Annotated in this window: 14 protein-coding genes; 3 read left to right on the plus strand and 11 right to left on the minus strand. The window is 60.9% G+C overall.

Annotated features, from left to right (window positions below; all coding sequences use genetic code 11):
- Positions 1–7 precede the first annotated feature (7 nt).
- Positions 8–925, minus strand: a complete 918-nt coding sequence (locus tag QOV41_RS12190; protein ID WP_284576912.1) for a DUF389 domain-containing protein — start codon at positions 923–925, stop codon at positions 8–10.
- Between the two features lie 276 nt (positions 926–1,201).
- Between QOV41_RS12190 and QOV41_RS12195 the strand changes: the two genes are divergently transcribed.
- Entirely contained in the window at positions 1,202–1,666 is a 465-nt protein-coding gene (locus QOV41_RS12195) for a DUF305 domain-containing protein (protein WP_463054425.1), read from the plus strand.
- Positions 1,667–1,739: 73 nt separating this feature from the next.
- Here the strand turns inward: QOV41_RS12195 and QOV41_RS12200 are convergent, their stop codons facing one another.
- From QOV41_RS12200 to QOV41_RS12215, 4 genes are all read right to left on the minus strand, one after another.
- Positions 1,740–2,372 (minus strand): EAL domain-containing protein, encoded by a 633-nt coding sequence (locus tag QOV41_RS12200; RefSeq protein WP_284576913.1) that lies wholly within the window; start codon positions 2,370–2,372, stop codon positions 1,740–1,742.
- A complete protein-coding gene (locus QOV41_RS12205) occupies positions 2,315–3,136 on the minus strand; it encodes a diguanylate cyclase domain-containing protein (protein ID WP_284576914.1) in 822 nt (273 codons plus the stop codon). The genes QOV41_RS12200 and QOV41_RS12205 overlap by 58 nt, the downstream gene beginning before the upstream one ends.
- Before the next feature lie 5 nt (positions 3,137–3,141).
- Positions 3,142–3,495 (minus strand): GAF domain-containing protein, encoded by a 354-nt coding sequence (locus QOV41_RS12210; protein ID WP_284576916.1) that lies wholly within the window; start codon positions 3,493–3,495, stop codon positions 3,142–3,144.
- A 231-nt stretch (positions 3,496–3,726) separates the two neighbouring features.
- Positions 3,727–4,092: a response regulator gene (locus tag QOV41_RS12215; protein ID WP_284576917.1), complete on the minus strand. Its 366-nt coding sequence runs from the start codon at positions 4,090–4,092 to the stop codon at positions 3,727–3,729.
- A 196-nt stretch (positions 4,093–4,288) separates the two neighbouring features.
- Between QOV41_RS12215 and QOV41_RS12220 the strand changes: the two genes are divergently transcribed.
- Entirely contained in the window at positions 4,289–5,260 is a 972-nt protein-coding gene (locus QOV41_RS12220) for a sensor histidine kinase (RefSeq protein ID WP_284576919.1), read from the plus strand.
- Positions 5,261–5,372: 112 nt separating this feature from the next.
- Here QOV41_RS12220 and QOV41_RS12225 read toward each other — a convergent pair whose 3' ends face one another.
- The 6 genes from QOV41_RS12225 to QOV41_RS12250 all read right to left on the minus strand — a co-directional run bounded on the left by QOV41_RS12225 (position 5,373) and on the right by QOV41_RS12250 (position 11,516).
- A complete protein-coding gene (locus tag QOV41_RS12225) occupies positions 5,373–5,930 on the minus strand; it encodes a cupin (protein ID WP_284576921.1) in 558 nt (185 codons plus the stop codon).
- 52 nt (positions 5,931–5,982) lie between these two features.
- Positions 5,983–7,113 carry an ABC transporter substrate-binding protein gene (locus tag QOV41_RS12230; protein ID WP_284576923.1) on the minus strand — a complete coding sequence of 377 codons (1,131 nt, stop codon included), beginning with the start codon at positions 7,111–7,113 and terminating at the stop codon, positions 5,983–5,985.
- 62 nt (positions 7,114–7,175) lie between these two features.
- The gene (locus QOV41_RS12235) at positions 7,176–8,162 is read right to left on the minus strand and encodes an ABC transporter permease (RefSeq protein ID WP_284576925.1); all 987 of its coding nucleotides are present in this window, start codon (positions 8,160–8,162) and stop codon (positions 7,176–7,178) included.
- Positions 8,159–9,142 (minus strand): ABC transporter permease, encoded by a 984-nt coding sequence (locus QOV41_RS12240; protein ID WP_284576927.1) that lies wholly within the window; start codon positions 9,140–9,142, stop codon positions 8,159–8,161. Before QOV41_RS12240 ends, QOV41_RS12235 begins: the two co-directional genes overlap by 4 nt.
- Positions 9,139–10,653 (minus strand): sugar ABC transporter ATP-binding protein, encoded by a 1,515-nt coding sequence (locus tag QOV41_RS12245; RefSeq protein WP_284576929.1) that lies wholly within the window; start codon positions 10,651–10,653, stop codon positions 9,139–9,141. The genes QOV41_RS12240 and QOV41_RS12245 overlap by 4 nt, the downstream gene beginning before the upstream one ends.
- Positions 10,650–11,516, minus strand: coding sequence for a sugar phosphate isomerase/epimerase family protein (locus tag QOV41_RS12250; RefSeq protein WP_284576931.1), 867 nt, complete (start codon positions 11,514–11,516; stop codon positions 10,650–10,652). The genes QOV41_RS12245 and QOV41_RS12250 overlap by 4 nt, the downstream gene beginning before the upstream one ends.
- Before the next feature lie 211 nt (positions 11,517–11,727).
- On the opposite strand from QOV41_RS12250, the gene QOV41_RS12255 reads away from it, so the two are divergent.
- Positions 11,728–12,822, plus strand: coding sequence for a helix-turn-helix transcriptional regulator (locus QOV41_RS12255; RefSeq protein ID WP_284576933.1), 1,095 nt, complete (start codon positions 11,728–11,730; stop codon positions 12,820–12,822).
- The last annotated feature ends 53 nt before the right edge of the window (positions 12,823–12,875 follow it).

Below are 12,875 nucleotides of genomic sequence, written 5' to 3' on the forward strand. Positions count from 1 at the left end.
CAAAGCTTTACGGCAGTGTCTTGCGGTGATGGAGAAGAGCCTGTTTGGCTAGAACGCCAGCCCCTGCAGCCAAGAGGACGAGAAACGCTTCCAGAGCCCAGCGCGCCAACCCTCTCATGGCTAGTTCCAGATCTCCAGCGGCCAACCCCAAGCCGAAGATTGCCATGCTGGGGATAAGCGCGAGCGCCACCATGACGCCCGTGGCAAACACGGTTTCACGCGAGGTTACGACCGCAGACCCCGCGAGGCCGGCCAAGAGCGCGGTGAGGACGCCAGCCCACGAGAAGCTGGACCAGAACTCTATCCAGTGCTGGTCCAGAACATCGCCCCAAGGGGCCGGAGCCACAGTTATGGCTAGCAGGAACCCTATGGCGGAGCCGATCGCCAGCATAAGATAGCCCACAAGCGTCGAGACAAGGCCCTTGCGCATTTCGGACCAGACGCCGGTCACAGGACCAAAAACAATCCTCACCAGGGGCTCAAAACCAGGGGCGATGAGCATGGCGCCGATGACGATGTGCAATTGATCCTGCTGGAGACCAACTGCGGCAACCGCGCCGGCAAGCGTCATCAGGAGCAAGTAGTTGAGGGACAGGTTGGTCTCTCGACGTAGAAGCGTTTCTACTTCCTCCCACGGGGATTCATTGCGCTCGTTCTGGACCGGCCCGCGATCGTCTGGCGCCACCAATGCGGTGAGCTCGCTCATGGCGATACAGGAGCCTTTTGCGATCTTCATGGTCTGCATGACACCGAAGATGCGTTCTGCAGCCCGGTTGGTCGCCTGCACGGTAATCACATCACCGTCGGGACGAGACGAGCCGCCTACCTGCACAGAGATCGCCACAACACCGTCGATCCCTTGCAAGTGATCAAGGAGTTCCGTTCGGTTCTCTGCTGGAATGGCCAGCGTCAACACCCGTGCCATAATTCCCCCCTAGCCACTGCTGATGGGGCAATAGCCACAGAGCGGCCGATGTTCCCGTCTTGCCTCAGAGCAACTTGCCCTAAGGTGCCGGCTCGCCTTGCGCCTAACCTATGTCCAGGGCCGCTTGCCTTGAGCTGGAGCTGTTTCCGGGCACCGTGGTGGGCGACTATGGAACAGCGGCTCCATGCAGGCGTCTGCCCCTGACGGAAAGGAGAAGACCCGCATGGACCACGACCGTAACTCCAAGGACGACTTACCTCCAAATCCGACAAGAAGATGGACAAGATGAAGATGTCCTACTGGCGGTTCGCCGCCATGATCGCCACCTCAACGGTGGTGATGTACGGGTTGATGTATCTCAACACCTATGCGTTCGAGCATATGTTCTGGAGCGAAACCCGGGCCTGGATGGCTCTGGTCATGGGCGCCACCATGGCGATTGTCATGCTCGCCTTCATGCTCAACATGTACAAGAACAAGACTTGGAACTTCGCCATTTTCGGGGGCGCCGTGGTGGTGTTCGCCTTGGCCCTATGGCTGGTCCGCAGCCAGGTGACGGTCGACGACTCCGAGTATATGCAGGCCATGATCCCGCACCACTCCATCGCCATCTTGACCAGCAAGCGAGCGCAAATCAGCGATCCGCGCGTCCGCGAACTCACCGACCAGATTATCGAGACTCAAGAGCGCGAGATCGCGGAGATGAAGTTCCTCATCGAGGATCTGGAGGAGAGCGATTGATGGGCACCAGCGCCGTTGCTCTACTGCATGCGCAGGTAGCGTCTACACAAAGCTTTGCCGTACCTCGGAACTGTCAAGCGCGAGCCTTCTGCGCTTCGGACAACCAACTTTCGAAGGCGGCGAACTCCAGGGGTTTGGCAAGATAGTAGCCCTGTGCCTCGTCGCATCCAGCTTGCGCGAGGAGCCGATAGGCTTCGGCTGTCTCGATACCCTCAGCCACGATCCGGAAGCCCAAGCCCTGCAGCATGCCAATCATGGAGGTGACGAGCAGCAAATCCTTCTCTGCGCGCTCCATCTCCTGCACGAAAGAGCGGTCGATCTTAACGATGTGCGCAGGAATGCGCTTGAGGTAGGCAAGGCTGCTGTAGCCCGTGCCGAAATCGTCCACCGCAATATTGACACCAGCGGACCGCAGGACGTTGAGATGCGCAAGTGCCCGATCACCATTGCGGATCAGGGCGCTTTCGGTGACTTCGAGTTCCATTGATCCAGGCGGGGTGCCACTTTGTTGGACGCGCCGCAGCACACGCTCGGAGAAGTCCTCTTCGTCCAGGTTCGAGGCTGAAATGTTGATCGATATCTGCAGTCGCCGCCCCTCGGCGTTCCAGCCAGCGATATGGCTCAGCGCAGCGTCCAGTACCCAATCCGTCACGGCGCGGGCGAGCCCTGCCTTCTCGATGATGGGAATAAACTCGGCCGGCGGCACGGATCCAAGCTCAGGGTGGTTCCAGCGCAACAAGGCCTCCGCCCCCCGCAGGCCCCCGACTTGAAGTCCAGGCGCGGCTGGAACACCAGGCGCAGCTGATCGGGTGCCGCGAGGGCATTGGGCATATCGGCCACGAGCTTGAAGCGCCGCCGATGGGCTTCATCCTGGTCATCGGAATAAATAGCGACCGGCCGTTGAAGGTCACGGGCGTCTTGCGCCGCGCTCCTGGCGGTCCTCAGCACATCCTTGGCCGTGGTGACGCCCAGCCGAAACGGAGCCATGCCGATGGCTGGCCGGAAGGGCAATGACACGCAATCGGGTCCATGAGAGTTCACCAATGTCGCCCGGATGCGCTCGGCCGTGCCGTAGATCTCTTCGGGACTAAGCGTATTCAGCACCAGGCCGAAGTGGGTATGGTCGATATGATAGAGCTTGGTGTCGGGAAAGCTGTCTTTGAGCAGGCGGGAGGCGCTGGCAGCCAGATCGTCGGCAAAAGACGGGCCCAGGACACGAAGACTGTCCGAGAGCTGCTCGACAGGCAGAAGGTCGATGAAAACGGCGACGCGCTCCCCACCGGGCTGGTCACGGGCGGCGTCCTCGATGTCTTCGGCCATCTGGTTGCGGTTGGAGAGGCCGGTCGAGGCATCCACGCGCCCATAGGCGTGTTGCAGCTCGATCTGCGCCATGACCATGGCTGCCAGATCACTCAGCGCCTTAGTCTCCTGTTCGGTGATGTCTCGTGGTTCGGTGCCAAGGACGCACATCGCACCTAGCGTATAGCCGTCGCTGGTGGTGAGCGGTGCCCCGCATAGAAGCGGACGCCACTCTGCCCAAGGACGCTGTCGCGGTACTTCGCATCGGCTTGGAAGTCCCGGATGACCAGGGGACCGCAGCTGTCCGCGACTTCGCCGCACGGGGCCAGCTCGCGAGGGATTTCCTGGTGATCCACCCCGACCCGCGACTTGAACCACTGCCGGTCTGCATCGGTCAGGGAGACGGCAGCGATCGGCAGTCCGAAGATCTGCGCTGCCATTCGGGTTATCCGGTCAAAGCTCTCGGCTGGCGGGGTATTGAGAAGATTGAGCGCCTTCAACGCATTCAATCTTTCGACTTCGTAGCTCATGTCGCGTGGCATCCTGCTTGCTGCCCACATTGTGGACATTGCCAGCAAACACCGCCCTAACGTTTTCGGTTAATGATCTCTACTGCTCGCCTCAACACTTTGTCAGTTCCCGATTCTTGGTCCCCAGCCTGCTGGCAAGTGCAATACTGTGGAACAACTGCGTTGAAACGCGTCTGCGGGCACAACTCCGACTGGGCAAACAAAGAGCCGCTGTGGAGCCGAACACGTTTTCTAGTCTTGATAGCCGATCAACGCGGCTGCGACCTTGATCATGTTGATCGGCTTGGGGTGGAGCGGGATATCGGAGAAGCGGTCCGGGATGCTGTCCCGTCTCTCACCACTGGCAAATACAAAGGGTATGTTCGCCAGCCTGACTTCATCTGCCAGTCCGTAGATCATCTCCTGCCCCACTCTTATGTTCAGGATGCAGACGTCAGGCTTCTCGGCGCGGAGCATCTCGGCACCGGCATCCAGCGTCATTGCGGGTCCAACAACGATGCCGTTGTGAGACATGATCTCGTCTGCAATGTCGGCCCCTAGAAGATAATCGTCTCCAACGACCAGCACACGTCGCCCTGCGAAATCTGGGTTTGGCATTCTATTGAACTGTCTCCATTGTCCTTTGTAGAACTCCAGAGTTGCAGAACGGTTCGGAAGGCATCAACCTCTCGGCTAAGAGGCGCTCTCGGTGCTGTCGTCCCGATTATTTTGCCTCCCCGCCAGCCACTCTGGTTGCAACTGGGCTGCGTCACCGCCATGTTGCGCCTGATTATTCAGCATAGAGGTCAGATCCTTGGAAAGAATCGCCAAACTGGTGCTCGAAAGCGCCACCGATTACGCGATCATCACCATGGATCTGGCGGGAACCATCACCTATTGGAGCCCTGGCGCGGAGGACATCCTGGGGTGGGCAGCGCAGGACGCCATCGGGCAATCTGTCGACATCATCTTCACGCCGGAAGATCGCGCCAGCAACATTCCCGCCATGGAGTTGGGAAACGCACTCAGCCACGGTCGCAGCATTGACGAACGCTGGCACGTAAAAAAGGACGGAAGTGTTTTCTGGGCGAGCGGCGAAATGCTGCCTCTTGTAGACGGTGGGCCACCAGAGGGGTTCCTCAAGATTCTGCGCGACCGCACCCAGCAGAAGCGCGCCGAAGAGCTGCAGCACCTCCTGACGCAGGAACTCGGTCATCGCATCAAGAACATGATCGCTGTAACTCAAAGTGTGGTGAACCAGTCCTTTCGCGGAGCGCAGGACACCGAAACCGCCAGGCAGGCAATCCTGCAGCGTCTGGCAGTGCTCAGCAGCGCTCAGGACATTCTGGTCGCCGGTAGCACCGATGGAACCCCACTTGGCGAGCTGATCGGCAAGGCGCTGGCGCTCGCCGAAGAAAGGGGCAGAGCTTCACGCATACGCATCGAGGGACCGCACCTTCATGTGGGCCCACGTGCAGCGACATCGATCGCCCTTATCGTTCATGAGCTGCTTACCAACGCCCTGAAATATGGCGCGCTGTCGCGGGACGAAGGCGCTATCTCGGTCGCCTGGCGGCACTCCACACTGGAGGGGGCCCCTGCCCTGGAGTTGGTCTGGACCGAGAGCGAGGGTCCGGCGGTCGTGCCTCCGACCCAGAGCGGGTTCGGTTCGCGGCTGGTGCGAAGCGGCATAACGGGGGCGAAGAGCACAGTCGAACTCGACTTCGCACCAGAGGGACTGCAGTGCCGCATAGTGGCCGATCTCAAAGGCGTGCAAAGCGACTAGCGCTTTAAGCCAGATCGTCAGCTACTAAGCTTTCGATGCTTGGCGGCAATCGGCAGAACTATAGCGCCATGGCTTGCCATACTCACTGGTTGAGCGGTGATGCCACGCAGCTCTAGCCCAGGCCGGACCGGAAGTCGTTGAGACCGGCATCGACAGACGACGGTGCCTCGATCCAGTGGTGCATCGGCTGGCCTAGCGCCGGATCACGTGCCGGAATGGGAAGCATCATGATGCGCTTGACCGCTTGGCGGCGCCCTTCTTCCGTGAGTTTGGCCTGCTGGACATCGTCCCAGTCGCGACCGTCGGGATAGCCACCGACCATCTGGATGTCCGCGGAACTGCCCACCATGCAATGTGACACGCCGGCCGGCAGGACCATGATGTCACCGGTCTCCACGCGCACAGTTTGGCCGCCCTCACCAAACAACGTGACCTCCATCCAGCCGCGGGCGCAGCCGAGGCATTCGTGCGTGGTGGAGTGGAAGTGGTGATAGTCATAGATGCCGGGATAGCGCCAGTTGTTGAACCAGCCATTGGTGCGCAAGCGACCCTCTACGGCACCTTCCCCACCCCCGGGAACTGCGTCTCGGTGCACCAGGAGCGGGAAGCGGCTATTGGGCAGCATCCCAGTTGGCTTTGACCAGTATTGTTCAGTCTCGATTTGGCTCACCTCGACTCCCTTCCGAAAGAAGTTAGGGGCGCCGTGAGGCGCCCCATCCTGATTACTCCGAGCCACCCCAGGCCTCGGGATAGTTCGGCATGTCCTCACAGCCGCACATGGCGTAGTGCAGCGGTGGCATGTTCTCGTTGATATACTCATCAAGGACGTCTTCGGTGATGGCAGGCTGCGGCAGCACCCATTCCGGTCCGGGGACGGGTTCGCCCTTAAGCGTATTGACCGCAGCAATCAGGGCCGTGCGCCACTGGTAGGTTGGATAGGTTGGTGCGATCCCCTTGAAGCCCAGGTCGCGCCATTTCTGCAGGTAGTCCTGCTGGTCTTCACCGGTTACGACCGGGACATCAAAGCCCTGGTCCTCGAACGCCTCGACAGCCGCTACTGCGGTCGCGCCGGCATCCATCCAGACGGCGTCGATATTGCCGCGCTGCAGGTAGTCTTCGACGATCGACTTGGTCTTGGCATTGTCGCCATCGGTGAACTCTTCGCCCAGCACCGTCAGGCCCGCTTCGGCAAACATGTTGCGCGCGCCCGAGGCACGGGTTTCGAGCACGTCCACGCCGGGCAGGATCCGCAACATCAACACGTTGCCGCCTTCAGGGACATTGGCAATGATATGCTCAGCCGCCTGGATGCCGAAGCCATAGCCACCCACCGGGTGAACGAAGGTGACGGGGCAGTCGGTGGTGACGCCACGGTCGAAGACGATGACCGGCAGACCAGCCGCGCAGGCTTTTTCAACAGCCGGCGTCAGGGCGGCCGTCGAGTTCGGCGACACGATCAAGGCGTCGCAATCGCCACCGGCTAGCAGGTCATCGATATCGGCGATCTGCTTGTCGTCCGATCCCTCAGCATCGACATGGGTAAAGGTGCCGATTTCGGGATGCAGCTTGGCTTCCTCGGTCATGTTGGTGTAGCCCACCACACGCCACGGATTGTTGACGCCAGCATTGGAGAAGCACACCGTCCAGGGCCCCTCTTTCTGGAACTCGGATGTGTCGACCATTTCATCGCCCGCATACTGCAGGTAGGGCTGGTCTGCCGGGCCGTTGAAGGTTGCGGTAAGCTGTTCGCGCTGCTTCTCGAACTCGGCGGGATCATCGAAATTGGGCGCCTGCGCGAACGTTGTTCCCGATAGCAGGCCGAAGATGGCCAGGGTTGTAAAAGTCTTCTTCACGTCTTCCTCCCTTGTGAGGTTTTCTCACGTTCCTCAGGTGGCAATCAGCCGCCTGTCGACACTCATCGTCCGGCTCGCTTGCGCTGAGAGGTGGCAAGCGCAACCGCGCCGATGAGAATTAGTCCCTGCACCACGAGCCGAACCGGCTGCGCCAAGCCAAGCAGGTTGAGCAGGGTAAAGATCGCTTCGAGCGCCAGCGCCCCGGCAATCGCTGCGGGGACGGAGCCGCGGCCGCCCAGCAGTTGCGCACCGCCAATGACGGCTGCGGTTATCGCCTGCAGCTCGTAGCCTGATCCAATATCCACTGAGACCCCGGCCCGGCCGCCCAGGATCACGCCGGCCAGAACCGCAGTCAGTGCGGAAACAACGAAGGCGGAAATGCGTACCCGTTGCACCGGCACACCGGCCAGGCGGGCAGCCTGTGGGTTGTCGCCGACCGCATGCAGCAGGCGCCCGAAATTGGTGCGGTGCATGCCCCACCAAAGAATGGCGCCGAACGCCGCCAGACAAATCACGGCGATCGGCAAGAGCCCAATCAGCGGAATGTCGGTGATGTTGTTGCGGCCGAAGAAGCGGAAAGTGTCGGGCAAATAGCCGCGCGGAGCGCCCCCGGACCAGGTGAAGGCAACGCCATTGAGGGTAATCATCATGCCCAGGGTCGCGATCAGCGAAGGCACTTTGAGGTAGCTGACCACCAGACCATTGACGAGGCCGATCACCATACCGATGCCAAGCATCAGCGGGATGATCCAATAGGTCGAGTTGGGATCATTGCTGGCCAGCATGGAGGAGCCGATAACCGTCAGCGTCATGATCGAGCCGACGCTGAGGTCAAATCCACCCGAAACGATCACATAAAGCGCTCCACCCGAGAGGATGGCCAGGGCGGCAGCGCGCTTGAGGAAGTTCATGTAGCCGGTCGGCTCGCCAAAGGCCGGGTTCATGACGATGATGGCCAGGATCAGCGCCACCAGCAAGACGTAGACCGGGTTGATCTTGGGCAAACCGCGCTTCTTGAGTTCGGGCCGCGGGAGGGACTGATCGGTCATGCCGCCACCCTCTGTGAACGGGCGGCATAGAACGCCACTGCAGCCACGATGATGATGCCGCGGAGCACCTGCTTTATGAACGCATCCACCCCAGCGACGTTGAAGATCGAGTCGATCAGGGAAAAGATGATGACGCCAGCCATGGTGCCCCAGATGCCGCCCCGCCCTCCGGCCAAAACCGTTCCGCCGATGACCACAACGGCAATGGACTCCAGATCATAGACGCCCTCGGCGCCGATCCAGGGCGCCCCGGAGCGCAGGCGGGACGCAAGGTAGATGCCGGCAATGGCAGCGCAGAGTGAGCAAATGACATGGGCGCCGATTATCACCCGGTCGGTCTTGATCCCGGCCAGCCGCGCCGCGTCCTTGTTTCCGCCCACTGAATAGATGTCGGAGCCAAAGCGGGTGAAGCGCAGAACGAACCAGGCAAACCCCGCAAGCGCGAACATGAAAATCAGAGAATAAGGAACTATGCCCCAGGAACCATAGGCAAAAACCTGAAATTCTACTGGAACATTGCCGGCGAAGTTATTGTAATAGTACGAGAGTACACCTTGGATTATCAGCGACATGCCCAATGTGGCGATCAGCGGATTGACGTCGAGCTTGGCAATGATGAGGCCATTGATGAAGCCGACAATAGCACCCATGGCAAGCACGGTCAGCAGCGCCGGCAGCACCATGGCGGGTTCGCCATTCATCACCACCGAGGTTACCACCGCCGCTGCGGAGATCACGCTGGCGACGCTGAGGTCTATCGAGGCCACAAGGATGGCAAAGGTCTGCCCGATGGCCGTAATTCCCAGAGTGATCGATCGACCGAGGATTGCCACCAGATTATCGAGCGTCAGAAAGCGGGTCTCGCCTAGCGCGACCACAAGGACAACATAGAGCGAAATCGCCGCGAGCAGCAAAATGGTCGAAGCGTGGCGATCGAAGCGGAAACGCTGTCGTGCGGCCGATTGAGACGCGCTGTTCATGCCACCAACTCCTCGGCTTCGCCGGTTGCCGCCAGCATCAGTTCGGCCTCGCTTGCCGTGCGCCCGAACTCACCCACCAGCCGGCCCGCGCGCATGACCAGGATGCGGTCCGAGGCGCCGAGGATTTCAGGCAGGTCCGAAGACACCATCATCACGGCGGCACCGGCACGCGCCAGATCGCGCATCAGATGGTAGATGCTGGCTTTGGCGTCGACATCGATGCCGCGCGTTGGTTCGATGAAGATCAGCACCTTGGGCTTAAGCGCCAGCCAGCGTGCTACGATCGCTTTCTGCTGATTGCCGCCAGAGAGGAAGCGCATCTCCTGCTCATAGCTGGGCGCCCGCACTTTCATTTGGTCGAGCAGGGCATCCATGCCCGCCATATCGATGAAGCTGTTGGCGTTGCGATCACCCAAGGGATTGGCGAGGCCCCGGGCGGTGAGCATGCCGTTGTCGCGGACAGATTGCATCAGCACCAGCGCGCTGGCCTTGCGATCGCCCGGGAGCATGCCGATGCCGGCGCGGATGGCATCGCGTGGGGTCTTGAGGGCGACGGGTTTGCCCTCGAGGGTAATCGTGCCCGAGGTAAAGGGCTGGGCACCGAAAAGCGCCATGGCGAGTGCCGTTCGCCCTGCCCCCTGGAGCCCGGCGAACCCAACAATTTCGCCGGTGCGCAGTTCCAGGTTGATGTCGCTCAGGGCGTCGTTTCCGCCGCCCGACACCTGGAGCGCAGGCCTGCCGATTTCGGCAGCGCTCGCGGGTTCCGGATAGAACTCGGAGATGTCGCGGCCGACCATGGAGCGAACCACGACTTCGGGTTCCGGCACATGGTCGAAGCTCGCGGCGACTTCGCCGTCCTTGATCACGGTAACCCGATCGGCAACGCGGGTCACCTCTCGCATGCGGTGGGTGATGTAGACGATCGCCGTACCGGAGGCGCGAAGCTGCTGCACCAGCATGAACAGCACTTCACACTCGGTTTCGTTGAGCGCCGCAGTCGGCTCATCCATGACGATGACTTTGGCGTTGAGCGAAATGGCCTTGGCGATCTCCACCATTTGCTGGCTGGCCACATCAAGGTCGCCCACCAGCCGATCCGGCTCGATCCCATGGCGCACGCCGAAGAGGCCGAGGACGCGTTGCGTTTCGCCGACCATAGCCTTGGTGTCGATAAGCCCGTTCCTGCGCGGCTCGCGGCCGAGAAACAGGTTCTGCGCTACGCTGCGCTCGGGCAGCAACGAGAATTCCTGATAGATCACCGATATGCCGGCGAGCAGCGCCTGTTGGGGGTGGCTGAACTGCTGGGCGACGCCATCGATCAGCACCTCTCCGCCGTCGGGGCGATAAACCCCCGAGAGAATCTTGATCAATGTCGACTTGCCGGCGCCATTTTCCCCGCAGAGCGCATGAACCTCGCCGCGGCGGCAGGCGAACGACACGTCGCGCAAGGCTTTGACGCCTGGGAAGCTCTTGGTGATGCCGCGCATTTCGATGACGGGACTATCGCTCACGCGGCAAGCTCCCGCCCGGCGGCATCCCAGGTGCGCCGAATAAAGGCGGCACTTTCTCCATACAGCGTTTCGTAGTCAGGAAAGAGTGGGCGCCAGACGCGGGTCGCGGCGGCAATGGCAGGAAGACCGGCGCCAAAGGCTTCGAGCGTCACCCAACCATCGTAGCCGGAACGGCGCACCGCGCCCATGATCGAGGCGAAGTCGATGTGGCCTCGCCCCGGAATACCGCGATCGTTTTCCGAAATGTGGACGATCCCGACATAGGGAGCCACAATCTCGTAGGCCTCGACCTGATCGCGGTCTTCGATATTGGCATGGAACGTGTCGTACATGATCCGGCAGGCGGGATGATCCACACGGCGTGCGTAGTCCCGGCATTGCGCCGTGGTATTGAGGAAGTAGGTTTCGAACCGATTGAGGTGTTCGAGGCTGAGATAGATGCCATTGGCCTCGGCGCGCTCGGCTAGGGCACGATGCGCTTCGGCGCCGTAAGCCAGTTCACTCTCGGTTGGCCCTGTTCCGGTGAAGTGCCCGATTGGCGCGTGGATGGGGCCGCCAACACTTTGCGCACCCAAGGCAATGGCACAGTCCAGCGCCCAGTCGAGATGCTTGCGGCCTGCCGCCCGCGTTTCGGCATCGGACGAGATCGGGCTCATCTCGGAGCCGGGGACAATGGAGGTCGTGCAGCGCTCGAGTCCCATGGCATCGAGCTGCTTGCCCAACCAGGCATAGTGCTGAGGGTCGCCAGACAACACCGGCACCTCGACGCCATCATAGCCATGCGCCTTGATCTGCCCGATTGCGGGCAGATGCGCTTCGGTCACAAAATCGGTCAAGCACAGCAGATTGATGCCAAGCTTCATAAACGTTTCTCTCTCCCCACCACCGGCGCTTTCCGCTTGAGGTACGTGCAACATGCGCTGCAATCGTCGCCACCAGCGGAAATTGAACGCGCCCGGACGCGGCTCTGGTCAAATTCCTCCGTCGCCCGAAAATCTCTCTTGGCAGCGCTTTCCGCTACTCTCGTTGACTTTCAGGCATCCGACTCTCTAGCCTAGGCCTCAGGAGGCGGACGTGACGATCATTGCGCAGGAGAAGGCGCCGCGCGTTCGAATAAGAACAGTGGTAGATTTTGAACAAGGGGAGCAACCGATGAATGCTGAAATGCGCATGAGCGCCCTGTCCCGCCCGGCAGTGTTCACCGAACCTGGCGCCCTGATGTACGCAGGCAACTGCTCTGACCTTTATCAGGCGGCGCTTGCCGGCAAGGTGACGCTCAATGCCTGGACCCGTCGGAAATACCCCGGCAAGCCATTGGGTGATGCGCTGCCACAAGTGCTGTCGGTGGGCGGCTGGGACGCAGCCCGTGCGCAGGATTGGGGCCTCAAGGAACACTGCAATGAGGGCGTCAAAATCGCCTATCTGGCCCGCGGAAGTATGGTGCTCAAAGTCGACGGCCATCGGCACGAGTTGACCGAGGGGCAGATGTTCGTTGTTCGCCCCTGGCAATTGCACCAGTTCGGCGATCCGCATGTGTCAGCCAGCCAGATCGTTTGGGTGCTATTCGACGTCGGCGTGCGTCGCCCGCACGAGGATTGGCTGTGGCCAGATTGGATGGCTTGGTCGGAACGCGATACCGCTCGGCTCACCAAACTCCTGTCGCGCAACGAACAGCACGTGCTGACGGCCAGCCGCGAGGTAGCGCGCAGTTTCATGGAAATTGACGAGGTGGTTTCGAGCGAGGATATTGCCAGCAACGAGACGCGGCTGCGTCTACAAATTTCAATGTTGCTTCTGCAGTTCATGGAGCAGCTGGAGCGCCAGGCGCCAACCCTCAACGAAGATCTCGCCAGCTCCAAGCGCACCGTGCAGATTTTTTTGGATCGCCTTCCCCATGCGCTCGACCAGCAATGGACGCTCGAAAACATGGCCGCTGAATGCAGCTTGTCGCGCACGCAGTTCTCACAGCATTGCCAAGCGCTAACCAATATGACGCCGGTCCGCTACCTGCAGATGGTGCGGTTGGAGGCGGCTAGGAAATGGCTCTCCGAACGGGCCGCAGCCACGGTGACTGAGATCGCGCTGGAGTGCGGTTTCTCATCGAGCCAGTATTTCGCCACTTGCTACAAACGTCGTTTTGGCTACTCGCCGCAGCAAACGAGGGGCTGAGCGGCCGCTCCATTGGCGATGAGCGCCCTCGGCCGGTCGCAAGCTGATGGGCC

It is taken from the genome of Devosia sp. RR2S18 (assembly GCF_030177755.1).
Taxonomy (GTDB): Bacteria; Pseudomonadota; Alphaproteobacteria; order Rhizobiales; family Devosiaceae; genus Devosia; species Devosia rhizosphaerae.